Here is a 26,458-nt window from a genome sequence, read left to right on the forward strand (position 1 = left end):
CTCCGACCCGGAGGTCACCGATGACCACCATCCCGGCCCCGTCCACGACCACCTCGCTGTCCGCCACCGTCGGCGCGTTCGCGGCCCGCGCGACCCTCGACGACGTCCCCGCCGAGGTGCAGGAGCGGGCCCGCCACCTGATCCTCGACGCCGTCGGGCTGGCGTTCGCCTCGACCGCGTACGGCTTCCCGGGGGTCGCCGTGGCGGCCCTGGCGTCCTTCGGGGGCGCGGGCGACCAGCCCGTGCTCGGCCTGCCCGACCGGCTCCCGGCCCGTGACGCCGCGATGCTCAACGGCGTGCTGATCCACGGCATGGACTTCGACGACACCCACATCCCGGCCGTCACCCACGTCTCCGCCGCGGCGCTGCCCGCTGCGCTCGCCGCGGCCGTCGCCCGCGGGGCGGACACCCGGACGCTGCTCCTGGCCTACGTGCTCGGTGTCGAGGTCTCGGCCCGGGTCGGTATCGGCGGCGCGGGCGGGTTCCACGACGTCGGGTTCCACCCCACCGCGGTGGCCGGGGCGTTCGGGTCCGCCGTCGCCGCCGGGAAGGTGGCGGGCCTGGACGCCGACGGTCTCGCGACGGCGCAGGGCGTCGTCGGCTCGATGAGCTCCGGGCTGCTGGAGTTCCTGGCCGACGGGGCCTGGACCAAGCGGCTGCACCCGGGCTGGGCCGCGATGTCCGGGCTCACCGCGGCCGGGTTCGCCGAGGCGGGCTGGAGCGGGCCGGGCGCGGTCTACGAGGGCCGGTTCGGCCTCTACAACTCCCACCTGGCCGGGCGCGAGACCCGGCCCGGCGCGGTCGGCGAGGGTCTGGGCGGAACCTGGGAGCTGATGCGGACCGCGGTCAAGCCGTACCCGATCTGCCACTTCATCCACGCCTTCGCCGACGCCGCGCTGCTGCTGCGCCCCGAGATCGGCGACACCGCGATCACCGGGATCCGCTGCGCGATCCACCCGGTGCCCGGCAAGGTCGTGTGCGAGCCGGCGGAGGCCAAGTGGACCCCGCGCGACGAGTACGACGCCAAGTTCAGCCTCCCCTTCGTCGTCGCGACCACGCTGCTGCGCGGCCGCTTCGGGCTGACCGAGCTGTCCGACGCGGCACTCGCCGACCGCGCCGCGCTCGACCTCGCCCAGAAGGTGCGGGTCACCGACGACCCGGACAGCGCCTTCCCTGCCGCCTACTCCGGCGCGATCGAGATCGAGCTGGCCGACGGCCGGGTCCTGCGCCACCGCGAGCAGGTCAACCGCGGCCACGACGAGCGCCCGCTCACCAACGACGACGTCGTCGCCAAGTTCCGGGAGACGATCGGCACGGTCGCCCCGGCCGCCGTCGCCGACCGGGTGCAGCGCGCGGTGCTGGGGCTCGGCGACGACACCCCGGCCGTGGAGTTCGCCGAGGCCTGCCGTGGCTGACCGCCCGGTGCGGGTGGGGGTGTTCCTGACCCACCAGCAGCCCGCCGGGCGGGACCCGCTGCTCGCGCTGGCCGAGCAGCTGTCGCTGGTCCGCACCGCCCGCGACGGCGGCCTGGACTCGGTGTTCGCCGGTCAGCACCACCTGCCGGAGTCGTTCTCGCACATCCAGCCGCTGCCCTGGCTGGCCCGGCTGGCCGCCGAGGCCGGTGACATGCGGATCGGCACCGGCATCCACCTGCTGGCCCTGCACAACCCGGTCGACACCGCCGAGAGCTTCGCCGGCCTCGACGTCGTGACCGGCGGGCGCTCGGTGTTCGGGGTGGGGCTGGGCTACCGCGAGGTCGAGTACGCCGCGTTCGGGATCCCGCCCGGGGACAAGGTCCGCCGGTTCACCGAGAACCTGCGGATCGTCCGCGCACTGTGGACCGGGGATCCGGTGCACGCCGACGTGGACTGGTGCCGCCTCGACGGGGTCCGCGCCACCACGCTCCCGGCGGCCGTGCCGCCGGTCTGGATGGCCGCGAACTCCGACGGCGCGGTCCGTCGCGCCGCCCGGCTCGCCGACACCTGGATGATCAACCCGCACGCGACCGCGGCGACCGTGCGCCGTCAGCTGGACCTGTTCCACACCGAGCGGGCCGCCGCCGGGCGCGGTCCGCTGCCCGAGCTGCCGCTGATGCGCGAGATCTACTGCGCGCCCACCCGGGAGCGGGCCGTCGAGCTGGCCCGGCCGTACCTCGCCGGGAAGTACGAGGTGTACGCGGACTGGGGCCAGGACCGGGTGCTGCCCGGCGCCGAGACCTTCCGCACCGGCTACGACGCGCTGGCCCTCGACCGGTTCGTCGTCGGGACCCCGGAGGACTGCCTGGCCGCGCTGCTGCCCTGGCGCGACGAGGTCGGCGTCGACCACTTCGTGCTCCGGACCGACTGGGCGGGCATGCCGGTCGAGGACGCCCGCGCCTCCCTGGACCTGCTCGCCCGCGAGGTGGCACCGGTGCTGCGTGCCGCCCCCGCCACGACCTCCCGACCGCACCCCCGACCCGAGGAGACCGGCCTGTGAAACGAGTGGGAGTCGACGTCGGTGGGACGTTCACCGACATCATGTACTGCGACGACGACGGCGGGGTGGCCGTGCACAAGGTGCCCTCCACCCCGCACGACCCGTCGGTCGCCACCGTCGACGGTGTCCGGGAGCTCTGCGCCCGGCTCGGCGTCGACCCGGCCGAGCTGGACCAGTTCCTGCACGGCACCACGGTGGCCACGAACATCGTCCTGGAGCACGACGGTTCCGAGGTCGGCCTCATCACCACCGAGGGCTTCCGCGACATCCTGCACATCGCGCGGAAGAAGCGGCCGCTCAACTACTCCTCCTACCAGGACCTGCCCTGGCAGAAGTGGCAGCTCGTACGGCGCCGCCACCGCCGTGTCGTCCCGGAGCGGGTGAACGCCGCCGGTGAGGTCCTCGTGCCGCTCGACGAGGACGCGACGCGCGAGCAGGTCCGGCTCCTGCGTGACGCCGGGGTCACCGCGGTCGCGGTGTGCTTCCTGCACTCCTACCGCAACCCGGCGCACGAGCAGGCGGTCAAGCGCATCCTCGCCGAGGAGGCGCCGGAGGTGTTCGTCTCGCTGTCCAGCGAGGTGGCACCGCAGTACCGCGAGTACGAGCGGTTCTCCACCACGGCGCTCAACGCCTTCGTCGGCCCGAAGGTGTCGGGCTACATCGACCGGCTCGCGACGACCGTCCGCGACGCCGGCGTGCGCGGTGACGTCGGGCTGATGACCTCGGCCGGTGGCCTGGTGACCGCGCGGCGCGCGGCCGAGAACCCGGTCCTGCTGCTCACCAGCGGTGTGGTCGCGGGGCTGCTCGGCGGCTGCGCGATCGGCAAGGCGTCCGGATACCCGAGCGTGATCACCCTCGACGTCGGCGGGACCTCCGCGGACGTCGGCGTCGCACCGGACGGCGGGCTGCGGATGAAGCACCTGCTCGACACCCGGATCGGCGACTACCACGCGATGGTCCCGATGGCCGAGGTCGACACCATCGGCGCCGGGGGTGGCTCGATCGCCTTCGTCGACGAGGGCGGGATGTTCCGGGTCGGCCCGCGCAGTGCCGGGGCCACCCCCGGTCCCGCCTGCTACGCCCGCGGCGGCACCGAGCCGACCAGCACCGACGCCATGGTCGCGCTCGGCTGGCTGCGCGAGGACAGCTTCCTGTCCGGGTCGATGCGGATCGAGCCGCAGCTGGCGGCCAAGGCCATCGGCGAGCACGTCGCCGACCGACTCGGCACCTCGGTGCACGCGGCCGCGATCGGGATCTTCCGGATCGCCGCGCACGCGATGACCGAGGCGATCAGCCTGCACTCGGTCCGCAAGGGCTACGACCCGCGCGAGTTCTCGCTGGTCGCCGAGGGCGGCGCCGGCCCCCTGTACGCCTGGCACATCGCCGACCAGCTCGGCATCCCGCGGGTGGTCGTCCCGCACCACCCGGGCATCGCCTCGGCGATGGGTCTGCTCGCCACCGACATCCGCTCGGAGATCCCGGCGACGGTGTGGACCTCGACCGACGACCCGGACCTGGAGCGGATCACCGCCGAGTTCGACCGGCTCGCCGGCCAGGCCGTCGAGCAGCTCGGCGCCGACGGCCTCGACCCGGCCGACGTGCTCGTGGAACGCAGCCTGGACTGCCGCTACCTCGGCCAGGGCTACGAGCTGCGGGTCCCCGCCCCGGACGGCCCGATCGACGACGACTGGATCGCCCGGGCCTCGCGCACCTTCCACGAGGTGCACGAGCGGACCTACTCCCAGCGCTTCGACGACAAGCCGGTGCACATCGTCAACGTCCGCGTCACCGCCGTCGGCCGGGTCGGCGAGGTCCCCCTCGCCGAGGTCGAGGGCGGCGGACCCGACCCGTCGGCGGCCGTGCGGACCACGGTCGAGGCGATCTTCTGGGACTCGTCCGGGACGGCGGGCGCCGTGCCCACCACCGTCTACGACCGGGACCGGCTGCGCGCGGGGAACGTCGTCGACGGCCCGGCGATCATCGAGCAGTTCGACTCGACGACGATCGTCGGCCCCGGCCAGCGCGCCGTCGTCGACCGGGTCGGCCATCTCGTCATCTCGACCGGGGCCGCCCGGGAGGACCAGCAGACCGGAGGAGACCCGCGATGACCGCTCTGGACCCCCGCGGGGTGTCGCTGGCCGGGACCGCGCCCGGCACCCACACGACCGTCGAGGTCGACCCGATCACGCTGCGGGTGATCGGCGGCGCACTGAACTCCATCGCCAAGGAGATGGCGCAGATCCTCTACCGGATGGCCTACTCCAGCCTCATCCGCGAGTCCGAGGACCTCGGGGCCGGCATCTTCGACGTCAACGGCCGCGAGCTGTGCGAGTCCGACTCGACGCCGATGCACTGCGGCTCGATCCCCGCCTACATCCGCGGCATCGACCGGAGGCTGGCCGGCACCTACCGGCCGGGCGACGTCGTCCTGCACAACCACCCGTACCACGGCGCGGCGCACAGCCCGGACTACGGCGTCGTCATCCCGATCTTCTTCGGCGGCGTGCACGTCGGGTTCGCCGGCTGCACCGGGCACGTGTCCGACGTCGGCGGCAACTTCCCCGGCCTGTGCATGGACGTCGTCGACGTCTGGGCCGAGGGCAAGCTGCTGGACTCGGCGAAGATCTACGACGGCGGCGTCCGCAACGACGCGCTGATCCAGCACGTCCTGGACAACGTCCGCACCCCGGAGCAGAACCTCGGCGACCTGGAGGCGCTGATCGCCTGCGCCCGGCTCGGCGAGCGCCGGTTCACCGAGCTGCTGGAGCGCTACGGCCTCGACGTCGTGATGTCGGCGGCCGACCGGTGGATGGACTACAGCGAGGAGATGCTGCGCCGCCGGATCCGGCAGGTGCCCGACGGCGAGTACGCCGCGCCGGTGTCCTACCTCGACGACGACGGCAAGAACCGCGACGTGCCGCTCGCCGTCGCCGTCACGGTGCGGGTCGAGGGCGACGAGGTCGTCGTCGACCTGACCGGGTCGAACCCGCAGGTCCCGACGGCGTTCAACGTCCCCTTCGAGGGGTCGGTGCTCCCGACCGTCGCCTCGGCGATCCGGACGCTGCTGCTCGACGAGGCGCTGACCGAGGAGTTCGTGCCGCAGAACGACGGCTGCTTCCGCCCCGCGAAGGCCTACGCGCCCGAGGGCACGCTGTTCAACCCGGACTTCCCGGCGTCGTGTTTCGCCCGGTTCTCCCAGATCAACCGGGTCTTCGACTCGATCAACCTGGCGCTGGCCGACGTGCTGCCCGATCGTGCGGTCGCCGGGTCCTCGGCGGCGCTCTGCGCGATCGCCTACTCCGGGCTGGCCCCGGACGGGCAGTCCTACTGGGTCTACATCGAGATCAACGAGGGGTCCTACGGCGGGCGCAACGGCAAGGACGGCCTCGACTGCGTCGACTCGCTGATGGCCAACACCCGCAACAACCCCATCGAGGAGGTCGAGCTCAACCACGCGATGCTCGCCGAGCGCTACGAGCTGCGTGACGAGCCCCCGGCCCCCGGCCGGTGGCGCGGCGGGGTCGGCAGCGTGCGGCAGTGGCGCATGCTCACCGACACCTTCATGGGGACCGAGGCCGACAACCGCACGGACCCGCCCCGGGGCCTCGCCGGCGGGCACGACGGTCTGCCCGGGTCGTTCGTCCGGAACGCGGGCACCGACCGCGAGGAGGTCCTGTACTCCAAGGTGACCCAGGAGCGGTGCGCGGACGGGGACACCCTGGAGATCCGGCTGCCCTCCGGCGGCGGCTACGGCGACCCGTTCGAGCGGGACCCCGCCGCGGTCCTCGACGACGTGCTCGACGACTACCTGTCCGCCGACGACGCCCGCACCCACTACGGCGTGGTGGTCGACGTGGCGGCGGGCACCCTCGACCGGGAGGCCTCGACCCGGCTGCGCGCGGCGGCCCGGTGACACCAGGGCGGGCCCCGGCCGGCACCGGGGCCCGCCCGCGTACCCGGGTCAGCGCACCGGGACGGGCCGCCCGGCCCGGTGCAGCAGCGCGACCGCGCGGTCGACGACCGGCTTGTCGACCAGCGCCCCGTCCAGCACGGCGACGGCGCCGGTCTCCGCGGCCGCGACGACCCGGTCCGCCCACGCCAGCTCCTCCGCCGAGGGGCGGAAGGCGGCGGCGACACCGGGGACCTGGGCGGGATGGATGCACAGCTTCGCGGTGAGGCCGAGGGCGAGCGCCGCGGCGCTGTCGGCGGCCAGCCGGGCGTCGTCGCGGACGGCGGTCGTGACCCCGTCGACCGGTGCTGTGACCCCGGCGGCGCGGGCGGCCAGTACGAGCTCGCAGCGGGTGTGGCGCAGTGCGACGTCGTCGAGGTGGTCGACGCCGATGTCCACCGCGAGGTCGACGCTGCCGAAGGCGGGACGCACGACGCCGGGGGCGGCGCAGATCTCCTCGGCCCGGCGGACCCCGAGCGCGGTCTCGACGACGGGCACGACCGGGGTGCCCGGCGGCAGCCGGTCCGCCAGCGCGGCGAGCTCCGCGCCGGTCTCGGCCTTGGGCAGCACCACCGGACAGCCGAGTGCGGCGACCACGGCGACGTCGTCGTCGAACCAGGGTGTGCCGGTGCCGTTCACCCGCACCGCGGCCCGGCCGCCGGCGGCCAGCCACTCCCGGACCTGCTCCCGCGCGGCGGTCTTGCCCTCGGGCGCGACGGCGTCCTCGAGATCGACGATCACGACGTCGGCACCGCTGGCGACCGCCTTGTCGTAGCGGTCCGGGCGGGAGCCGGGGACGAAGAGGAAGGTGGTCGCGGCATCGATGGCGAGCATCGGTCCATCGTTAATGTCTGATGTTTAGCTGTCAACGCTGAAACCCGCGCTTCGCGCTCTCCAGGGTATCGCAGAGAAAACATCTGATGATTGCTTGAAACGACAGCCGGCGCCGTGCGACGCTCCCTGTGACGCCCCACACGGTCCGCCCCCGGGCCGTGCCACCCCGACCGGTCGCCGACGCCCGGCCGGTGTCGTGGCCGCGCCCGCCCCCGCGTGCGCGGCGCGGCGCCGTTCCCGCGAGGCCCGCCCGGGACGACGCCGAGAGGAACCGATGAGGACGCTGGGCAAGGGAGCCGGGCTGACGACCTGCCTCGTCGCCGCGGTCGCGCTGCTGACCGCCTGCACACCCGCACGGGAGGCACCGCCCGACGGGGTCCGGACCCTCGTGGTCGCCGATTCCTACCCGGTGTCCCACCCCGCGTCCCGGGACGGGATCGTCCACTTCACCGACCGGGTCCGCGAGCTCACCGGCGGCGCCCTGGACGTCGAGTACTACCCGTCCGAGCAGCTGGGCAAGTCCACCGACTACGTCAAGCTCGTCGCGAGCCGCGCCGTGGACATCGGGGTCGTGTCGCCGCCCTACCTGTCCGACAAGCTCCCCCTGTCCAACGTCGGCGACCTGCCGGGCCTCAGCACGGATTCGTGCACCACCGCCCGCGCGGTCGGCGAGCTCACCCGGGAGGGCGGGTTGCTGCACCGCGAGGAGTTCGCGCCCCGCGGGCTGCGGACGCTGTTCGTCGGCGTCGTCCCGCAGTACGAGCTGTTCACCAACGGCCCGGTGACCGACCCGGCGCAGCTCCCCGGCCTGCTCACCCGCTCCCCCGGCGGTGTCGTCGACCAGACGCTGCGCACCCTGGGCGCCACCCCGGTCTCCATCGCCGGACCCGAGGTCTACGAGGCGATGTCGCGCGGCACCGTCGACGCGATGACCCTCCCGCCGATGAGCGCGGTCCCCTTCCGACTCGACGAGGTCGCCTCGCACGCCACCGAGGGCGCCCCGCTCGGCGGCTTCACCCTCACCTTCGCCATCTCCGAGGCGCTGTGGCGGGAGCTGCCCGAGGCCCACCGCGACGCCATGACCCGGGCGGGCGAGGAGACCTCCCGGCACCTCTGCGCGGTGATGGACGAGCAGACGACGCAGGCCCGGTCGACCCTCGAGGACGGGGGCATGACCTTCACCGCGCTGACCGCCGCCCAGCAGCAGCGCTGGCAGGACGCGGTCGCCTCGGTGCGCGCCGACTGGGCCGCGGACATGGAGGCCCGCGGGCGACCCGGCCGCGCCGCGCTGGACGCGATGGAGGCGGCGCTCGACCGGGCCCGCGACGAGACCCCGGAGGCCGCACGATGAACGCGGGCACGACGAACGCGGGCACGACCCGGCCGGGCCCGGTGGACCGCGTTCTGCGCACGGTCGAGAACGCGGCGGCCGCCGTCGGCCTCACCGGCGTCGTCGTCACGGTCGCGCTGATCGTGATCGACGTGGCCCTGCGCTACCTGGTGGGGGCGCCGCTGTCCTGGTCGGTGGGCTTCGTCGGCGACTACGCGCTGGTGGGACTGTTCTTCCTCGGGCTGTCCTACACGGTCCGCGAGGGTGCCCACGTCCGGATCGACCTCGTCCACAAGCGCCTGGGACCGGCCGGACGACGCATGCTCGCGGTCACCGGGTCGGCCCTGACCGCCGTGTTCCTGGCGCTGGTCGGCTACGGCGGGCTGCTCCTGACCGCGGGCGCGCTCCGCCACGGCGACGTCCCGCTGGCCGGGGCCTCGGAGCTGTCGTGGCCGGTGTGGACCTCGGCGGTGCTGGTACCGATCGGCGCGGGGCTCGCGGGGCTCCGGAGCCTGCACACGCTGGTCCACGACCTGCGGGGCCCCGAGCCCGCCGCCCCCGCCACCCCCCTCACCTCGGCCGCGGAGGAGATCGCCTGATGGTGCTCGCCGGAGTCCTCGTCCTGCTGTTCGTCCTGCTGCTGGCCCGGGTACCGGTCGGCGTCGCGATCGGGGTGAGCGCCGTCGTCGGGTTGCTCGCCCACGGCGGGCCGTCCGCCGCCGTCGGCTTCCTGGAGACCACCCCGTACGCGGCGGTCTCGACCTACACCCTCGCGGCGATCCCGCTGTTCATCCTCATGGCCCAGCTGGTGCTCAAGAGCGGGGTCACGACCGAGCTGTTCGCCGCGGCCCGGGTGTGGGTCGGGCGGGTCCCGGCGGGTCTGGGGGTCGCCACGACGACGACCGGCGCCACCTTCGCCGCGGTCTCCGGGTCGAGCACCGCGGCCGCGGCCGCACTGGCCTCGACGACCATCCCGGAGATGGAGCGCGAACACTACGACGGCCGGCTCGCGAACGGTCTGGTCGCCGTCGTCGGCACGCTCGCAGCCATGGTGCCGCCCAGCATCATCCTGGTGTTCTACGCGATCCTGGCCGAGGTCAGCGTGGGCCAGATGCTCGTCGCGGGCCTGGTGCCCGGGCTGCTCGTCACGGTGACGATCATCGTCACGACCCTGGTCCTGGTGCACCGCAAACCCGCGCTCGCGCCGGCCGGTCGCCGCTACACCCTGGCCGAGAAACTGCGGACAGTCCCCGTCCTCGGCCCCGTCGCGTTGCTGTTCCTGCTGGTCGTCGGCTCGATCTACCTCGGGCTGACGACGCCGACCGAGTCGGCGGGCCTCGGTGTCGCCGGTGCGCTGGTCATCGGGCTGGCCCGGCGGCGGCTCGACCTCGCCCGGATCCGCGACGCGCTCGTCGAGACCCTCACCTCGACCGCGATGATCCTGCTGATCATCGCCTCGGCGTACCTGTTCGGCTACTTCATGACGCTGACCCGGATCACCGGAACCCTCGTCGACGCGATCGCCGGCGTCGCCGCGCCGCCGCTGGCGATCTTCGCCCTGATCGCGCTGGTCTACCTCGTGCTCGGGGCGTTCCTCGACCAGCTCGCGATCCTCGCGCTCACCGTCCCGGTTGTACTGCCGGTGGTCGAGCAGCTGGGCTACGACCCGATCTGGTTCGGTGTGATGATCATCCTGTTGGCCGAGATCGGCCTGGTCACCCCGCCGCTGGGGATGAACGTCTTCATCGTGTCGAAGGCGACCGGACGCCCGGCCGAGGAGATCTTCGTCGGGGTCCTGCCCTACGTGGCGGCGCTGCTCGTGCTCGTCGCCGTGCTCGCCGCGCTGCCCGGTGTGGTGCTGTGGCTGCCCGAGACGATGGGCGGGTGAGCCGGCCTCAGCCGCGCCAGCGCCGCTCGTAGCGCTCGCGGGCCGCGTCCCGATTCCCCGCGTCGGCCTGCTCCCGCACGGCGGCCGCGTGCCCGACCGGGTACCCGGCCTTCGCGACGCGGTGCTCGGCGGACTCGTACATGTAGGCCACCGAGTAGAAGTAGCCGAGGATCGCCCCGGCCAGCACCGACAGCGCCCGGACGTACACGGGGCCGGGGATGAGCAGGAACAGCAGCACCCCGACCGGCAGCAGCTGGACGGTGGTGCGGACGAGGTGACGCAGCTGCCAGGTCCGGGTCGTGACGTCGTGCAGCACCCAGCCGCGGTGCCGGGCGGGCAGCCCGGCACCGTAGACGTAGGCCAGCCACCGCAACGGGTTCGGCCGCTCGTTCACAGTTGGACCCCCAATTCTTGGTGCACCAACAATGTACGATGTCCGTCATGGCGAGCGCATCCCCGGACGAGGGTGACACGCGTGACGGTGACACGACCGACGGCGCCCCGGGCGGGGACCTGCTGCGGCTCGACCGTCAGGTCTGCTTCGCCCTCGCCGTCGCGGCCCGCAACGTCATCGCGCTCTACCGGCCGCTGCTCGAGCCGATGGGCCTGACCCACCCGCAGTACCTGGTGATGCTCGCGCTGTGGGAGCGCTCCCCCCGCTCGCTGGGTGAGCTGGCCCGCGCGCTCGCCCTCGACCCGGGCACGCTGTCGCCGCTGCTCAAACGACTGGAGGCGGCCGGACTGGTCGACCGCCGCCGGGTCCCCGGCGACGAACGGACGATGGCGGTCTCCCTCACCGTCGCGGGCCGGGCGCTGCGCGCGCGGGCCGAGGCGATCCCGCCGGCCGTCGTGGAGCGGCTCGGGATGCCGCTGGCCGAGCTGGAGGAGCTGCGGGCGGTGCTGGACCGGGTGATCGACGCGTCGCGGAGCTGACCGCGACGGCGGTGCCCGTACGGTCGGGGGGTGTTGATGAACGCAGGCAACGCCGTCCTGCTCCTGGTCGATCTGCAGGAGCGCCTGGTCCCCGCGATGCACGACGGCGAGCGGGTCGTCGCCCGGGCCGCCCGGCTCGCCGAGGCCGCGACCCTGCTCGAGGTCCCCGTGCTGGCCACCGAACAGGTCCCGGAGAAGCTGGGCCCGACCGTCGAGCGGCTCGCCGGGCTGCCGCACCTGGTGATGCCCAAGACCCGCTTCGCCGCCGACGACGACGTGCTGTTCCCGCCCGGCCGCGGCGAGATCGTCGTCGCCGGGGTGGAGGCACACGTCTGCGTGCTGCAGACCGTGCTGGAGCTGCTCGCCGACGACCGCCGGGTGGTGCTCGTCGCCGACGCGGTCGGCTCACGGTTCGTCGAGGACGAGCAGCTGGCGCTGCAGCGTGCCCGCGCGGCCGGGGCCGAGATCGTCACCTCGGAGATGGTGCTGTTCGAGTGGCTGCGCGACGCCACGCACCCGCGCTTCCGCGAGGTCCAGAAGCTGCTGAAGTAGGCCCGGTCACCCGTCGCGGGGCTGCAGGTGGGCCGGGTCGGGGTCGGGCAGCGGCACATCGGCCCGCCCGGCGATCAGCGGCTCGACGGCGGCGAAGAACGGCGGCGCCGCGACGGTCCCGCCGAACGCGCCGTGTCCGCAGTCGCCCAGGTGCACGGGGTCCCCGGGGCAGATCTCGGACGGGTCCGGGCCGTCGGCGAACACCATCGAGGACCCGGCGACGCCGTCGATGCCCCCGGTGCCCCCGACGAACGCGACCGACTCCGAGGAGTTGGTCGTACCCGTCTTGCCGATCGTCGGCCGCGTCCAGCCCGCGGCCCGCGCCGCGGCCGCCGAGGTACCGGACACGGTGTCCCCTCCCAGCCCGGCGGACAGGGTGTGCGCGATCCCGGGGGCGACGGCCTGCTCGCAGGTGGGCCGGTTCACCGGCATCGCGGCGCCGTTCCGGTCGCTCACCGACAGCACGGCGTCCGGGGCGCACCACACGCCGTCGCTCTGGACGGTCGCGGCCACGTTCGCCATCTCCAGGGTGGACACCGGGCTGACCCCGAGGGTGAACGACGGCAGGTCGGCGAACAAGGTCGACTGCGGCTGGGAGATCCGCGCGTCCGGCGACGACGGGTCCGGCGTCCCGCCCGCCGCGTTCGACGCCAGGGTGTCGCGCAGTCCGAGCCGGCGCGCCATGTCGACGACGTTCGCGATGCCGGTGCGCTCCTCCAGGCCGACGAACGCGGTGTTCGGCGAGGTCGCGAGCGCGACGGGCAGCGGGATCGGGTCCGGGTAGTCCGGCGTGTCGTTGCTGACGGGGTAGCAGCTGCTCCCGGCGCCGGGGAAGCACGCCGAGGCCGGGTCGGGCAGCGTGCTGTCGTAGCCGACGGTGCCCGCCTCCAGCGCCGCGGCGGTGGTGAAGATCTTGAAGGTGGACCCGGCGCCGAAGACGTTCGACGGCGCGGCGACGAGGTCGCGGGTGGTGTCGCCGGCCGCCGCGTCGGTGCCGGGCCGCCGGTTGGCGACCATGGCGAGGATCTGGTGGTCGCCGGTGGCGGCGTCGCCGTGGCCGGGCCGGATCAGCGCCAGGGTGTCGGCGACGCCGTCCTGGGTGCGCGGCACGTTCGTGTCGACCGCCTGCTGCGCCGACGCCGTCGCGGCCGGGTCGAGGGTGGTGCGGATCGTGTACCCGCCGGTGTCGAGCTGCTGCTCGGTGAACCCGGCCCGCTCCAGCTCGGACACCGCGTACTCGCAGAGGAACCCGGCGCCGTCGGTGGCGCCGTAGCAGTTGTGCCCGGGGACCTGTGGCCCGCCGGCGCGCACGCCGAGCGGCGCGGCGGTGGCCTCGGCGGCCTGGGCGGGGGTGAGCGACCCGGCGTCGCGCATGGCCGCGATCACGGTGTTGCGCCGGTCGGTCGCGGCCTGCGGGTGGCGGAACGGGTCGAACAGGGTGGGGTTGTTGACCGCGCCCGCGAGCAGCGCGGCCTGCGGGACCGTGAGGTGTGCGGCGTCGGTGCCGAACCAGGCGCGCGCGGCGGCCTCGACGCCGTAGACGTTGCCGGTGAACTCGACGGTGTCGAGGTACCCGGCGAGCACGTCCTGCTTGGACGTGCCGTGCGCCACGCGCTGGGCGAGCACCGCCTCGCGGATCTTGCGGGTCGGGGTGTCGGCGTGGTCGGCCCGCTGGGCGGCGGGGTCGTCGCGGTCGACGACGTCGACCAGCCAGTTCTTCACGTACTGCTGGGTGATGGTGGAGCCACCCTGCACGGCGCCGCCCGCGGCGTCGGTGACCAGCGCGCGCAGGGTGCCGACGGGGTCCACACCGGACTCGTCGAAGAACCGGCGGTCCTCGACGTCGACGATCGCGGCGGTCATCGACGGGGCGATCCGGTCGTAGGACACGGGGATCCGGTACTGCTCGTCGAGGTAGGCGATCGGGGTGCCGTCGCGGTCGGTGAGGACGGTCGCGGCCGGCAGTGTCGCGGCGTCGGGGAGGTCCCCGGTGGCGCCGTCCGGGACGGTGGACGCGACCGCGGCGAGGCCGGCCGCGGCCGGTGCGGCGCAACCGGCGAGCACCAGTCCCCCGGCCAGCACCGCCGCGCCGAGCCGCCGCGCGGTCCGGCCGTCGACCCGGGCGCGCCACGGCCGTCCCGCGGCCGCGGACGCCCCGCCCCGGCGACGGGCCCGCTCCCAGGTACTCCCGTGCCCACCCCGGGCGTGACGCCGGAGGCGGGCCGCCCCCGGGATCCGGTCGAACCACTGCCGTGCCGTCGCGCGTTCCCCCACGGCGACGATTGTGCGCCGCAACGCTGAGGGGCGCCTGAGACCCGCCCGCGCGAGTCGCTGAGAGTCAGCCGGTCAGGGCATCGAGCGCGGCCCGGGCCTGCTCGCGGAACCGCTCGACGTTGCCCAGCTTGACGTCCTCGTAACCGCGCACCAGCTCCGCGGTCCCGGCGACCTCGACCACCGCCTCGACGGTGTCGGGGACCAGGTGGTCGAGCGCCGCGCGGACCAGCGTCTGGTACTCCCCCACCAGCTCACGCTCCACGCGGCGGACCCCGGCCCGGCCGAACACGTCCAGCGGGGTGCCACGCAGCCTCCGGGCCGCGCGCAGTGCCCGGAACGCGGGTGCGGCCAGCCGTCCGTCGAGGGCGATCTTGCGGTTCATCCCCAGCGCGCGCAGCACCGGCGGGTGCAGCATCACCGACACCCGGGCGTCGGGCCCGAACGCGGCGTCGCGGCGGGCGGTCTCCACCGGGTCCAGGTGCAGCCGGGCGACCTCGTACTCGTCCTTGTAGGCCATGAGCCGGTGCAGGCCACGGGCGTAGGCGGCGCCGACGCGCTGCCCGGCCGCGTCCCCGGCCCGCGCGGCGGCGATGGCCGCGACCCGGCGGACCTCCTCGGCGTAGCGGTGGGCGTAGGCGGCGTCCTGGTAGCCGGTGAGGTCGGCGATCCGGGTGGCGAGCAGGTCGGCGAACCCGGTGCCCGCGGCGACCGAGCCGGCCAGCGCCGCGGACGCCTCGTCGACGGCGACCGGGGCCGCCTGCGGCGTGACGAGCGCGCTGCGCACGGCGGCGGCGTCGATCGCGGCGGCCCGGCCCCAGCGGAACGCCGTCAGCGTGGTCTCCACGGCCGCGCCGTTGACCCGGATCGCCTCCTCCAGCGCGTCGGCCGACACCGGGAGCACCCCGTGCTGGTAGGCGGCACCGAGCAGCAGCATGTTGGTCGGGAGGTGGTCGTCGAACAGCGCCTCGGACAGCGTCTGGGCGTCGACGGCGAGCAGGTCCCGGGTGACCGCGCCGATCCGCTCGACGGCGTCGTCGGTGGAGCCGGGCAGCACGACCCGGCCGGTGACCATGGCCGCGGTCGGCACGAGCGAGGTGTTGACGACGGCGACGGTGTGTCCGGGCCGGGCGACCGCGAGTGTCGCGTCGGAGGCGGCGCCGACGAGGTCCATGCCGATCAGCACGTCCGCGGTGCCGCGGGAGGCGCGCAGGATCCCGTGGTGGGGCTGCTTGGAGATCCGGACGTCGGAGACGACCGGGCCGCCCTTCTGCGCGAGCCCGACCTGCTCCAGCCCGGCGGCGAAGAGCCCGTCGAGGTGGGCGGCCATCTGCAGGATCGCCGAGGCGGTGACGACGCCGGTGCCGCCGATGCCGGGCATGCGGATCAGGGTCGCGTCCGGGTCGACCCGCGGCTCGGGGTCGACGAGCGTGACCGGCAGCGCCGGAATCTCCCGGCGGGGCCGGGTGCCGGGCACCACGGTGAGGAACGACGGGCAGTCGCCCTTGAGGCAGGAGTAGTCGGTGTTGCAGGACGCCTGGTGGATGGCGGTCCTGCGACCGAACTCGGTCTCCACCGGCAGTACCGACAGGCAGGTGGACGCCTCGCCGCAGTCACCGCAGCCCTCGCAGACCCGCTCGTTGATCAGCACCTTCTCGGCCGGGGCCGGCAGCTTCCCGCGCTTGCGCAGGCGGCGCTCCTCGGCGGCGCAGCGGTCGTCGTGGATCAGGACGGTGACGCCGTCGAGGGCCTTCAGCTCCTCCTCGACCGCGGAGAGCTCGTCGCGGTGACGCACGCTCGCGATCGGGTCGAGGGCGATGCCGCGGTAGTCCCGCGGGCTGTCGGTGGTGACGACGATCCGGCGCACGCCCTCCAGTGCGAGCGAGCGCGTGATGTCGGGGACGTTCATCCGGCCCTCGGCGCGCTGCCCGCCGGTCATGGCGACGGCGTCGTTGTAGAGCAGCTTGTAGGTCATGGTGACCCCGGCGGCGACGGCGGCGCGGATCACGAGCGAGCCGGAGTGGTGGAAGGTGCCGTCGCCGAGGTTCTGGACGAGGGTGCGGTCGTCGGTGAACGGGGCCAGGCCGATCCACTGGGCCCCTTCGCCGCCCATCTGGGTCAGCCCGATCTGGTGGCCGCGGTGCTCGCCGTCGAGGGCGATCATCGCGTGGCAGCCGATCCCGACCCCGACGAGCGTGTCGTCGCCGGTGCGGGTGGAGGTGTTGTGCGGGCAGCCGGAGCAGAAGTACGGCGTCCGGTTCCCGAGCAGGTCCAGCCCGATCCGCGACGGCCTGGGCGGTGCGAGGCGCTCCAGGTGCGCGGCCGCCGCGGCGGGGAGGATCCGCCCGGCGGCGGTGAGCCGGGCGGCGAGGGCACGGGCGACGTCCTCGGCGCCGAGCTGGCCGCGGGCGGACAGCAGCGGACGGCCGCGCTCGTCGCGACGGCCGGTGACCGTGGGCCGGTGGTCGCGCCCGTAGAGCGCGTCGCGCAGGTGGCCCTCCAGGAACGGCACCTTGTCCTCGACGACGAGCACCTCCGCGCAGCCCGCGACGAGCCCGGCGAGCGCGTCGGCGTCGACCGGGAACGGCATGGCGAGGCGGATCAGGCGTACGCCGAGCGCGTCGAGCTCGGCCTCGCCCAGGCCCAGGTCCTCGCACGCCCGCAGCACGGTGGCGTAGCCGGTCCCCGAGGCGAGCACGGCGAGATGCGGGTCGCGGGAGGTGAAGGTGACGCGGTTGAGCCCGGTCTCGCGGGCGTACTGGCGGGCCAGGTCGAGCCTGCGGGTCAGCTGGTCGTGCTCGGCCTCGACGGCGGCGGGCCCGACGAGCGGGCCGGACTGCGCGCGGTCGGTGGCGGGCGGGGCCGGGACGCCGACCAGTTCCGGGCGCAGCGCACCGAGATCGACGGTGCAGGACGCGTCGGCGACGTCGGCGATGATCTTCAGGCCGGTCCAGAGGCCGGTGGCCCGGGACAGCGCCACGGCGTGCAGCCCGAACTCGATCACCTCGGACACCGAGCCGGGCGCGAGCAGCGGCATCGCCAGTGACTGCGCCATCGGCTCGCAGGAGCTGGGCACGGTGGAGGACTTGCAGGACGGGTCGTCCCCGATGATGGCGACGGCGCCGCCGAGCCGGGCGGTGCCGGCCAGGCTGCCGTGCCGGATCGCGTCGGCGGCCCGGTCGAGGCCGGGGTTCTTGCCGTACCACCAGCCGACGACGCCCTCGTGGCGGCGGCCGGGGACGGCGTCGAGCAGCTGGGTCCCCGCGACGGCGGTGGCGGCGAGCTCCTCGTTGAGCCCGGGCCGGAACACCACGCGCTCGGCGTCGAGGTGGGCACGGGCGCGCCCGAGCTCGGCGTCGAAGGTGCCGAGCGGGGAGCCCTGGTAGCCGGAGACGAACGAGGCGGTGTCGAACCCGCGGGCGGTGTCGAGGCGGGCCTGCTCGAGCACGAGGCGGACCAGCGCCTGGATCCCGCTCATCGGGGCCCGACCGTGGGCGGCGAGGTACTTGTCGTCCAGCACGGTCATTCTCGGCTCCTCGGCGAGTCGGGCGGCGCGTCCGCACCAGGACAGCGCGACGACGGCCCCGACACAATGCCTGCGGTGGTGATCGCCGCGGATACGCAACAGATACCGTCGACGATCCACGAGAACGTGGATCCGTTGCGCTGGAGGTGCCGTGCCCGAGCCCGAGGTCGACGACCTGGACCACGCGATCCTGCGGTTGCTGCACGAGGACGCACGCCGCACCTACGCCGACATGGCCGAGCGGGTCGGGCTGTCCACCGCCGCGACCAAGCGCCGGGTCGACCGGATGCGCGAGTCCGGGGTGATCACCGGGTTCACCGTGCAGGTGGACCACGCCAGACTGGGCTGGCCGGTCGAGGCGTTCAGCGAGATCCGCTACGCCGGCACCGCGAGCGTCTCGGAGATCGTCGACTCGGCGTCGCGCCAGCCGGAGGTGCAGGCGGTCTACACCCTGGCCGGTGACCTCGACGCCCTGGTGCAGGTCCGGGTCCGCGATCTCGCGCACCTGCAGGAGGTGATCGACCGGCTGCGGCGCAACGGCACGGTCACCGGGACCCGGACGCTGATGGTGCTGGGCCGCTGGACCCGCACCTGATCATTTGCTTACCGCAACGATCGGGTCGATCATGATCGGGTGCTCGTCCTCTGCAGTGTCACCGGTTCCCCCTCGCACGGCCGGGCCGTGCTCCCCTTCGCCCGCGCGCTGGGCGACGCGGGCCACCGGGTCGTGGTGGCGTGCCCGCCCGACGTCGCGGGGGTGTTCGACGGTGCGCCGGTCGTCGTCGAGCCGGTGTTCGCGACGATGGCCGATTCCGCCGAGCACCTCGGCCCGGCCGTCGCCCGGCTCGGTGGTCCCGCCGCGCTGGCGACGCTGACCGCGACCGAGGTGACGACGGCGCTCCTGCCCACCCTGTTCGCCGGTCCGCAGGTGACGGGCTCGGCCCGGGCGCTGCTCGGGCTGGTGGAGTCGCACGGGACGCCGGACCTGGTGCTGCGCGACGGCGGCGAGACCGCGGGGTTCCTGGTGGCCGAGCACCTGGGGGTGCCGTGCGTGGCGGCGCCGTCGGGTGCGGGCAACGTCCTCTCGCCGGACGTCGTGGCCGACGCGCTGGCGGAGCGTCGCGACGAGCTCGGCTTCGCCGCCCCGGACGACCCGGCCGCGCTGCACCGGTGGGGGCGGCTGGACTGCATGCCGCCGCAGTTCTCGCTGGCGGGCCCGCAGATCGCGCCGGCGCGGGCGTTCCGCCAGGACGACCAGGTCTCCCGCGGCGAGACGCTGCCCGGCTGGGTCGGCGCGCTGCCCGGGAGCCGGCCGCTGGTCGTCGCGGGGCTGGGGACGGCGATGCCGGCGATGGCCGGGCGTGCCGAGCGCCGCGCCCCCGTCGACCCGCACGCCGCGCTGCGCACGGTGGCCGAGGCGGCGTCCCGGCTCGACGCCGAGGTGGTGCTGTCCACCGGTGGCCTCCCGGTCGACGACCTGGCGCTGCCTGCACACGTGCATCCCGCGCCGTGGGTGCCGCAGCCGCTGCTCCTGCAGGTCGCGGACCTGTTCCTGACCCACGGCGGCTACAACGGCGTCCGCGAGGCCGTGCGGCACGGCGTCCCGCTGGCGGTGCTGCCGCAGTTCGGGGACCAGGAGCACAACGCCGGCCGGATCGCCGAGCTCGGGCTGGGCGCGCACTGCACGCCCGACGCCGCCGAGATCGCCGCGACGTGCACCCGGCTCCTGGGCGACGACCACGTCCGCGCGCGGATGCGCTCGGCCCAGCGCGCGATGCTGGCGCTGCCGCCGGTGGAGGACGCCGTCGGCGTCCTGGAGGACCTGGCCGCGCGTCGGGTCCCCGCGCTCGTGGCCTGACCTGCCGGGTCAGGCGGGCGGGCCGTGCGGGGCGCGCGGCCCGCAGGCGACGACGGTGCGCGCCCAGGTGCCGAACAGCACGAGCACCCCGAGCACGGTGACGATCAGGCCCGGCCCGATGTCGTCGGTGCCGGCGACCGCGGTCTGCCGCGACCACACCGCCCAGAGCCCGGTGACCGCGCCCACGCCGGTGACGGTGGCCGCGGTCCAGGCCAGCGGCCAGAACCGGGTCAGGAGGGCGAGCACCGACGCCCCCACCGCGACGACCGCGACCACGGTGAACAGCCACGGCAGCGGCCCCATCGCGGCCCGGCCGACGAGGACCTCCCACCCGGCGCCGCGTGTGGACCAGGGCATGAGCAGCGCGGCGACGACGGCAGCGACCCCCGCCCCGGCGACGACCGAGGCGGGACCGGGGTCGATCCAGCGGTCGACCCGCCATGCGATGCGGGTGAGCTCGTCGGCGAGCTCGGGTGACGCCTGCGGGGACAGCGCGCCCGGGCCGGGCGTACGCGGTGCGCTCATGCGGCTCCCTCGTCGTCACTGGTGCCGGGATGTCGGGACGGCCATTGCACCACGACGGCGCCGGCCGCGGCGCCACCGACGGGGTGGCACCGACGGGGTGGCGCCGGGGGCCGGTCGGCGAGCCCGCCGCGCGCACCGCCCGGCGGTTCCGGCCGCACCGGATCGGCTGCCCCGGTCGGCACCGCTCCCCTAGGCGGCGCGCACGGCGCAGCGGCAGGGTGCGCCCTGCTGGCAACCGCAGCCGCAGGTACTCGCGCACCCGCAGGCCGAGGGCACCACACCCACCGGGGCACGTCCCGCCGCCCCGCTGCAGCAGCCGCCGTCGAGACAGCTCAGCCGCGGGACGGCCGGGAGCGGTGGTGCCGGTGCCGGGGCGGAGACGCCGAGCGCGGCGAGTACCCGGTCGGTGAGATCGGGGAGCGAGTCCGCCGGACCGACCCGCGCGAGCCGTCCGAGCCGGTCGGCGCCGTCGGCGAAGGCGCGGCAGGACGCGCACCCGGCGAGGTGGTCCTCGGCCGCCGCGCGCTCGTCGTCGCCCGCCTCACCGTCGAGACGGGCGGACAACACCTCGCGGTAGCCCTGACAGTCCATACCGTCACTGTCGTACACGAGGCCCGTCCGGTTCCACCCGACCCCCGTCTGTGTTCCGCCCGCGCGTCCCGACACCGACGACATGCGCGGTGAGGACGTTGCGCAGCCGCCGCGAGCTCGCGGCGCTGCTGCGCGCCGACGGCTTCTCGTGTGTCGACGACGCCGTGGGCGCCGACCTCTGACGCCTGCGGCGGCCGGTGTTCCCGCCGGCCGCCCTCCTCGCACCCCACGTCGCACACGTTTCTGCGACCTCGCAGCCCCTGCAGAGGGTGCGAGGTCACAGGAAGGCGTGTGAGGTGCGCCGACCCCACCGGCAGGACGGGACCGGATGCGACTCCCCCCAGAGAGCTCCACGCCCCGACCACCGGCCCCGAGGGACCCGCGCCAGGGACCACGAACGGACACACTCATGCCCGGCCCGGGCCGGCATCACGCATCGGACCGAAAAAAGTCCGGAAATGAGAAATGCCCCGGACTCGACAGTCCGGGGCACATCCCATGAAGTTGAATGTCGGCGACGACCTACTCTCCCACACCCTGGCGAGTGCAGTACCATCGGCGCTGGAAGGCTTAGCTACCGGGTTCGGAATGGGACCGGGCGTTTCCCTACCGCAATGACCACCGACAACACTATCCAACTATCACCCCACCCCCCAGAAAACCCCGAGAGGCGGGGGTCGAGCACACAAACCGACCCCACGATCCCCGGATCACCGGGAACATGGACGGTTGTGGACTCAGGGTCACACAGTGGATGCGAACAACTCGTTGTGGCAAGCCCTCGGCCTATTAGTACCGGTCAACTCCACCCCTCACAGGGCTTCCATCTCCGGCCTATCAACCCAGTCATCTACTGGGAGCCTTACCCACTCGAAGGTGGTGGGAGACCTCATCTTGGAACAGGCTTCCCGCTTAGATGCCTTCAGCGGTTATCCCTCCCGAACATAGCCAACCAGCCGTGCCCCTGGCGGGACAACTGGCACACCAGAGGTTCGTCCGTCCCGGTCCTCTCGTACTAGGGACAGCCTTCCTCAAGTCTCCAACGCGCGCGGCGGATAGGGACCGAACTGTCTCACGACGTTCTAAACCCAGCTCGCGTACCGCTTTAATGGGCGAACAGCCCAACCCTTGGGACCTACTCCAGCCCCAGGATGCGACGAGCCGACATCGAGGTGCCAAACCATGCCGTCGATATGGACTCTTGGGCAAGATCAGCCTGTTATCCCCGGGGTACCTTTTATCCGTTGAGCGACACCCCTTCCACAAGGTGGTGCCGGATCACTAGTCCCGACTTTCGTCCCTGCTCGACCCGTCAGTCTCACAGTCAAGCTCCCTTGTGCACTTACACTCAACACCTGATTGCCAACCAGGCTGAGGGAACCTTTGGGCGCCTCCGTTACTCTTTGGGAGGCAACCGCCCCAGTTAAACTACCCACCAGGCACTGTCCCTGAACCAGATCATGGCCCGAGGTTGAGACACCCAATTCGACCAGAGTGGTATTTCAACAACGACTCCACCACCACTGGCGTGATAGCTTCACAGTCTCCCACCTATCCTACACAAGCCGAACCAAGCATCAATACCAAGCTATAGTAAAGGTCCCGGGGTCTTTCCGTCCTGCCGCGCGTAACGAGCATCTTTACTCGTAGTGCAATTTCGCCGAGTCTGTGGTCGAGACAGCGCCCAAGTCGTTACGCCATTCGTGCAGGTCGGAACTTACCCGACAAGGAATTTCGCTACCTTAGGATGGTTATAGTTACCACCGCCGTTTACTGGCGCTTAAATTCTCCGCTTCGCCCCGAAGAGCTAACAGGTCCTCTTAACGTTCCAGCACCGGGCAGGCGTCAGTCCGTATACATCGTCTTGCGACTTCGCACGGACCTGTGTTTTTAGTAAACAGTCGCTTGGGCCTGGTCTCTGCGACCGGCCGTCCCTAGCCCGCAAGGAGCCTCAAGACAACCGGCCCTCCTTCTCCCGAAGTTACGGAGGTATTTTGCCGAATTCCTTAACCACAGTTCGCTCGATCGCCTCGGTATTCTCTACCTGACCACCTGTGTCGGTTTGGGGTACGGGCCGCAACAGCACTCGCTAGAGGCTTTTCTCGACAGCATGGGATCACTCTCTTCGCCTCAATCGGCTACGCATCACCTCTCACCCTTTAATGAGCCCCGGATTTACCTAGGACTCGGGCTACAGGCTTACACCACGACAACCACCGCGTGGCGGAGCTACCCTCCTGCGTCACCCCATCACTTGCCTACTACCAGATCGGATCCCACGCTCCCCCACAAACAACACTCCCGAAGGAGCGAAGGTGGGTTCGGATGGTTAGCATCACCAGCCTCGGCATGGACGCACTATCACGAGCACGGGAATATCAACCCGTTGTCCATCGACTACGCCTGACGGCCTCGCCTTAGGTCCCGGCTCACCCTGGGCGGAACAACCTGGCCCAGGAACCCTTGGTCATCCGGCGGCAGAGATTCTCACTCTGCATTCGCTACTCATGCCTGCATTCTCACTCCCACACCCTCCACCCGTAAATCACTCCCGGGCTTCACCAGATGCAGGACGCTCCCCTACCCAACAACACCAAAGTGTCATTGCCACGGCTTCGGCGGTGCGCTTGAGCCCCGCTACATTGTCGGCGCAGGACCACTTGACCAGTGAGCTATTACGCACTCTTTCAAGGGTGGCTGCTTCTAAGCCAACCTCCTGGTTGTCCGGGCGATCCCACATCCTTTCCCACTTAGCGCACGCTTAGGGGCCTTAGCCGGTGATCTGGGCTGTTTCCCTCTCGACCACGAAGCTTATCCCCCGCAGTCTCACTGCCGCGCTCTCACTCACCGGCATTCGGAGTTTGGCTGACTTCGGTAAGCTTGTCGGCCCCCTAGGCCATCCAGTGCTCTACCTCCGGTGAGAAACACACGACGCTGCACCTAAATGCATTTCGGGGAGAACCAGCTATCACGAAGTTTGATTGGCCTTTCACCCCTACCCACAGCTCATCCCCCAGGTTTTCAACCCTGGTGGGTTCGGGCCTCCACGACGTCTTACCGACGCTTCACCCTGGCCATGGGTAGATCACTCCGCTTCGGGTCTACACCCCGCGACTCAGACGCCCTATTCGGACTCGCTTTCGCTACGGCTACCCCACACAGGTTAACCTCGCCACGAAGCATAACTCGCAGGCTCATTCTTCAAAAGGCACGCCATCACCCCGAAAGGCTCTGACGGCTTGTAAGCACACGGTTTCAGGTACTATTTCACTCCCCTCCCGGGGTACTTTTCACCTTTCCCTCACGGTACTTGTCCGCTATCGGTCATCAGGTAGTATTTAGGCTTGACGGGTGGTCCCGCCAGATTCACAGCGAATTTCACGGGCTCGCTGCTACTCGAGAACACGCCCACAACAGAACCCAGTGTTTTCGCGTACGGGGCTATCACCCACTACGGCCGACCATCCCAGAGTCGTTCCGCTAACACAGGCACTTGCTGTCCCATCCTCGGCAGAAGATGAACGACACGTCTCACAACCCCGCACCCGCAACGCCTGCCGGCTTGACACGGACACGGTTTAGCCTCTTCCGCTTTCGCTCGCCACTACTCACGGAATCACTATTGTTTTCTCTTCCTGTGGGTACTGAGATGTTTCACTTCCCCACGTTCCCTCCACGCACCCTATGAATTCAGGTACGGGTAACGCCCCATGACGGGCGCTGGGTTTCCCCATTCGGACACCCTCGGATCACAGCTCGGTTGACAGCTCCCCGAGGCCTATCGCGGCCTCCCACGTCCTTCATCGGCTCCTGATGCCCAGGCATCCACCATGTGCTCTTAACAACTTGACCACAACAAGATGCTCGCATCCACTATGCAACACTCAACCCACAACCACACCAGACCAAGAAGAAACCACCACACCCGGAACCAACCGGGGCGTTAGGACAACCCTCAACCTGAGCGGCCAAAGAAAACAACCCACAGGGCGTCTTCTCAGGACCCAACAGTGTGCCAAGCCAAACGGTTCGACGTGCTGCGTTCCACCCAACGCACCCGACCCACGAACGGGGCCGCAAATGCGATTCAATGAAGGAACCACAGACTCAGAATGAGCAGAACTCACAGAGCATTGTGGCGCCCCATCACATGATGGGACTCCTTAGAAAGGAGGTGATCCAGCCGCACCTTCCGGTACGGCTACCTTGTTACGACTTCGTCCCAATCGCCAGTCCCACCTTCGACAGCTCCCTCCACAAGGGTTGGGCCGCCGGCTTCGGGTGTTACCAACTTTCGTGACGTGACGGGCGGTGTGTACAAGGCCCGGGAACGTATTCACCGCAGCGTTGCTGATCTGCGATTACTAGCGACTCCAACTTCACGGGGTCGAGTTGCAGACCCCGATCCGAACTGAGACTCACTTTAAGGGATTCGCTCCACCTCACGGTCTCGCAGCCCTCTGTATGAGCCATTGTAGCATGTGTGAAGCCCTGGACATAAGGGGCATGATGACTTGACGTCATCCCCACCTTCCTCCGAGTTGACCCCGGCAGTCTCCCATGAGTCCCCACCATTACGTGCTGGCAACATGGAACAAGGGTTGCGCTCGTTGCGGGACTTAACCCAACATCTCACGACACGAGCTGACGACAGCCATGCACCACCTGCACACCAACCACAAGGGAAGCCCTATCTCTAGGGATGTCTGGTGCATGTCAAACCCAGGTAAGGTTCTTCGCGTTGCATCGAATTAATCCACATGCTCCGCCGCTTGTGCGGGCCCCCGTCAATTCCTTTGAGTTTTAGCCTTGCGGCCGTACTCCCCAGGCGGGGCGCTTAATGCGTTAGCTGCGGCACAGAAACCGTGGAATGGTCCCCACACCTAGCGCCCAACGTTTACGGCGTGGACTACCAGGGTATCTAATCCTGTTCGCTCCCCACGCTTTCGCTCCTCAGCGTCAGTATCGGCCCAGAGACCCGCCTTCGCCACCGGTGTTCCTCCTGATATCTGCGCATTTCACCGCTACACCAGGAATTCCAGTCTCCCCTGCCGAACTCAAGTGATGCCCGTATCGACCGCACGCTCAGAGTTAAGCCCCAAGTTTTCACGGCCGACGCGACACACCGCCTACGAGCTCTTTACGCCCAATAATTCCGGACAACGCTCGCACCCTACGTGTTACCGCGGCTGCTGGCACGTAGTTGGCCGGTGCTTCTTCTCCAGGTACCGTCAATTGCTCTTCGTCCCTGGCGAAAGAGGTTTACAACCCGAAGGCCGTCATCCCCCACGCGGCGTCGCTGCGTCAGGCTTCCGCCCATTGCGCAATATTCCCCACTGCTGCCTCCCGTAGGAGTCTGGGCCGTGTCTCAGTCCCAGTGTGGCCGGTCGCCCTCTCAGGCCGGCTACCCGTCACCGCCTTGGTAGGCCATCACCCCACCAACAAGCTGATAGGCCGCGGGCCCATCCCCCACCGAAAAAACTTTCCACCACCAACCATGCGATCAGTGGTCCTATCCGGTATTAGACCCAGTTTCCCGGGCTTATCCCAGAGTGGAGGGCAGGTCACCCACGTGTTACTCACCCGTTCGCCGCTCGTGTACCCCCGAAAGGGCCTTACCGCTCGACTTGCATGTGTTAAGCACGCCGCCAGCGTTCGTCCTGAGCCAGGATCAAACTCTCCAACAAAACCCTGACTTGCAACAAACAACTGGCCACAACACCCGA

At 71.4% G+C, this 26,458-nt stretch carries 17 protein-coding genes and 3 rRNA genes; 11 read left to right on the forward strand and 9 right to left on the reverse strand.

The genetic code is table 11. The features are described 5' to 3' along the window. Positions 1-20: 20 nt before the first annotated feature. From ATL51_RS08350 to ATL51_RS08365, 4 genes are read left to right on the forward strand one after another with little or no spacing between them, the layout of a single operon-like run. A complete protein-coding gene (locus ATL51_RS08350; RefSeq protein WP_073574390.1) occupies positions 21-1,415 on the forward strand; it encodes an MmgE/PrpD family protein in 1,395 nt (464 codons plus the stop codon). Next, on the forward strand, positions 1,408-2,475 hold the full coding sequence (locus ATL51_RS08355) for an LLM class flavin-dependent oxidoreductase (RefSeq protein WP_100878236.1): 1,068 nt from the start codon (positions 1,408-1,410) through the stop codon (positions 2,473-2,475). The genes ATL51_RS08350 and ATL51_RS08355 overlap by 8 nt, the downstream gene beginning before the upstream one ends. Continuing rightward, on the forward strand, positions 2,472-4,583 hold the full coding sequence (locus ATL51_RS08360; RefSeq protein ID WP_100878237.1) for a hydantoinase/oxoprolinase family protein: 2,112 nt from the start codon (positions 2,472-2,474) through the stop codon (positions 4,581-4,583). Before ATL51_RS08355 ends, ATL51_RS08360 begins: the two co-directional genes overlap by 4 nt. Continuing rightward, on the forward strand, positions 4,580-6,388 hold the full coding sequence (locus tag ATL51_RS08365) for a hydantoinase B/oxoprolinase family protein (RefSeq protein ID WP_100878238.1): 1,809 nt from the start codon (positions 4,580-4,582) through the stop codon (positions 6,386-6,388). The genes ATL51_RS08360 and ATL51_RS08365 overlap by 4 nt, the downstream gene beginning before the upstream one ends. Before the next feature lie 48 nt (positions 6,389-6,436). Here ATL51_RS08365 and ATL51_RS08370 read toward each other — a convergent pair whose 3' ends face one another. Then, positions 6,437-7,258, reverse strand: coding sequence for an HpcH/HpaI aldolase/citrate lyase family protein (locus ATL51_RS08370; protein WP_100878239.1), 822 nt, complete (start codon positions 7,256-7,258; stop codon positions 6,437-6,439). Between the two features lie 274 nt (positions 7,259-7,532). Here ATL51_RS08370 and ATL51_RS08375 point away from each other — a divergent pair, with 274 nt between their 5' ends. The 3 genes from ATL51_RS08375 to ATL51_RS08385 are packed head-to-tail and all read left to right on the forward strand — an operon-like array spanning position 7,533 to position 10,476. Next, a complete protein-coding gene (locus ATL51_RS08375; RefSeq protein WP_083658093.1) occupies positions 7,533-8,609 on the forward strand; it encodes a TRAP transporter substrate-binding protein in 1,077 nt (358 codons plus the stop codon). After that, positions 8,606-9,187, forward strand: coding sequence for a TRAP transporter small permease (locus ATL51_RS08380; protein ID WP_100878240.1), 582 nt, complete (start codon positions 8,606-8,608; stop codon positions 9,185-9,187). The genes ATL51_RS08375 and ATL51_RS08380 overlap by 4 nt, the downstream gene beginning before the upstream one ends. Further along, positions 9,187-10,476 carry a TRAP transporter large permease gene (locus ATL51_RS08385; protein ID WP_100878241.1) on the forward strand — a complete coding sequence of 430 codons (1,290 nt, stop codon included), beginning with the start codon at positions 9,187-9,189 and terminating at the stop codon, positions 10,474-10,476. Before ATL51_RS08380 ends, ATL51_RS08385 begins: the two co-directional genes overlap by 1 nt. Positions 10,477-10,483: 7 nt before the next feature. On the opposite strand, the gene ATL51_RS08390 is transcribed toward ATL51_RS08385, so the two are convergent. Continuing rightward, entirely contained in the window at positions 10,484-10,870 is a 387-nt protein-coding gene (locus ATL51_RS08390) for a DUF5313 family protein (RefSeq protein ID WP_073576939.1), read from the reverse strand. Between the two features lie 47 nt (positions 10,871-10,917). On the opposite strand from ATL51_RS08390, the gene ATL51_RS08395 reads away from it, so the two are divergent. Further along, positions 10,918-11,409: a MarR family winged helix-turn-helix transcriptional regulator gene (locus ATL51_RS08395; protein ID WP_100878242.1), complete on the forward strand. Its 492-nt coding sequence runs from the start codon at positions 10,918-10,920 to the stop codon at positions 11,407-11,409. Between the two features lie 36 nt (positions 11,410-11,445). After that, a complete protein-coding gene (locus ATL51_RS08400; protein ID WP_301549238.1) occupies positions 11,446-11,961 on the forward strand; it encodes an isochorismatase family protein in 516 nt (171 codons plus the stop codon). Between the two features lie 6 nt (positions 11,962-11,967). Here the strand turns inward: ATL51_RS08400 and ATL51_RS08405 are convergent, their stop codons facing one another. Together ATL51_RS08405 and ATL51_RS08410 are read right to left on the reverse strand one after the other, a co-directional pair. Next, complete coding sequence (locus tag ATL51_RS08405; protein WP_301548946.1) at positions 11,968-14,235, reverse strand: transglycosylase domain-containing protein; 2,268 nt, start codon at positions 14,233-14,235, stop codon at positions 11,968-11,970. A 64-nt stretch (positions 14,236-14,299) separates the two neighbouring features. After that, positions 14,300-17,758, reverse strand: a complete 3,459-nt coding sequence (locus tag ATL51_RS08410) for an indolepyruvate ferredoxin oxidoreductase family protein (protein ID WP_100878244.1) — start codon at positions 17,756-17,758, stop codon at positions 14,300-14,302. Between the two features lie 151 nt (positions 17,759-17,909). On the opposite strand from ATL51_RS08410, the gene ATL51_RS08415 reads away from it, so the two are divergent. Next, the gene (locus tag ATL51_RS08415; protein WP_073576942.1) at positions 17,910-18,353 is read left to right on the forward strand and encodes an Lrp/AsnC family transcriptional regulator; all 444 of its coding nucleotides are present in this window, start codon (positions 17,910-17,912) and stop codon (positions 18,351-18,353) included. 39 nt (positions 18,354-18,392) lie between these two features. Then, on the forward strand, positions 18,393-19,616 hold the full coding sequence (locus ATL51_RS08420; protein ID WP_100878245.1) for a glycosyltransferase: 1,224 nt from the start codon (positions 18,393-18,395) through the stop codon (positions 19,614-19,616). A gap of 9 nt (positions 19,617-19,625) precedes the next feature. Here the strand turns inward: ATL51_RS08420 and ATL51_RS08425 are convergent, their stop codons facing one another. The 5 genes from ATL51_RS08425 to ATL51_RS08445 all read right to left on the reverse strand — a co-directional run bounded on the left by ATL51_RS08425 (position 19,626) and on the right by ATL51_RS08445 (position 26,419). Next, on the reverse strand, positions 19,626-20,141 hold the full coding sequence (locus ATL51_RS08425; protein ID WP_100878246.1) for an Rv2732c family membrane protein: 516 nt from the start codon (positions 20,139-20,141) through the stop codon (positions 19,626-19,628). 189 nt (positions 20,142-20,330) lie between these two features. Then, entirely contained in the window at positions 20,331-20,732 is a 402-nt protein-coding gene (locus ATL51_RS28075) for a zf-HC2 domain-containing protein (RefSeq protein WP_157818273.1), read from the reverse strand. 509 nt (positions 20,733-21,241) lie between these two features. After that, positions 21,242-21,358, reverse strand: a 5S ribosomal RNA gene (gene rrf / locus ATL51_RS08435). Between the two features lie 143 nt (positions 21,359-21,501). Beyond that, positions 21,502-24,584: ribosomal RNA gene (locus ATL51_RS08440) — 23S ribosomal RNA — on the reverse strand. A gap of 315 nt (positions 24,585-24,899) precedes the next feature. Next, positions 24,900-26,419: ribosomal RNA gene (locus ATL51_RS08445) — 16S ribosomal RNA — on the reverse strand. The 16S, 23S and 5S rRNA genes sit together here, the layout of an rRNA operon. Positions 26,420-26,458 lie beyond the last annotated feature (39 nt).

This window comes from Pseudonocardia alni (assembly GCF_002813375.1).
Classification (GTDB): domain Bacteria; phylum Actinomycetota; class Actinomycetes; order Mycobacteriales; family Pseudonocardiaceae; genus Pseudonocardia; species Pseudonocardia alni.

Excerpts from the sequence above, each read along its gene's own strand:
- ATL51_RS08350 (WP_073574390.1), top strand. The coding sequence starts at position 21 with ATGACCACCATCCCGGCCCCGTCCACGACCACCTCGCTGTCCGCCACC.
- ATL51_RS08365 (WP_100878238.1), top strand. The coding sequence starts at position 4,580 with ATGACCGCTCTGGACCCCCGCGGGGTGTCGCTGGCCGGGACCGCGCCC.
- ATL51_RS08370 (WP_100878239.1), bottom strand. The coding sequence starts at position 7,258 with ATGCTCGCCATCGATGCCGCGACCACCTTCCTCTTCGTCCCCGGCTCC.
- ATL51_RS08375 (WP_083658093.1), top strand. The coding sequence starts at position 7,533 with ATGAGGACGCTGGGCAAGGGAGCCGGGCTGACGACCTGCCTCGTCGCC.
- ATL51_RS08380 (WP_100878240.1), top strand. The coding sequence starts at position 8,606 with ATGAACGCGGGCACGACGAACGCGGGCACGACCCGGCCGGGCCCGGTG.
- ATL51_RS08385 (WP_100878241.1), top strand. The coding sequence starts at position 9,187 with ATGGTGCTCGCCGGAGTCCTCGTCCTGCTGTTCGTCCTGCTGCTGGCC.
- ATL51_RS08395 (WP_100878242.1), top strand. The coding sequence starts at position 10,918 with ATGGCGAGCGCATCCCCGGACGAGGGTGACACGCGTGACGGTGACACG.
- ATL51_RS08400 (WP_301549238.1), top strand. The coding sequence starts at position 11,446 with ATGAACGCAGGCAACGCCGTCCTGCTCCTGGTCGATCTGCAGGAGCGC.
- ATL51_RS08410 (WP_100878244.1), bottom strand. The coding sequence starts at position 17,758 with ATGACCGTGCTGGACGACAAGTACCTCGCCGCCCACGGTCGGGCCCCG.
- ATL51_RS08425 (WP_100878246.1), bottom strand. The coding sequence starts at position 20,141 with ATGAGCGCACCGCGTACGCCCGGCCCGGGCGCGCTGTCCCCGCAGGCG.
- ATL51_RS28075 (WP_157818273.1), bottom strand. The coding sequence starts at position 20,732 with ATGGACTGTCAGGGCTACCGCGAGGTGTTGTCCGCCCGTCTCGACGGT.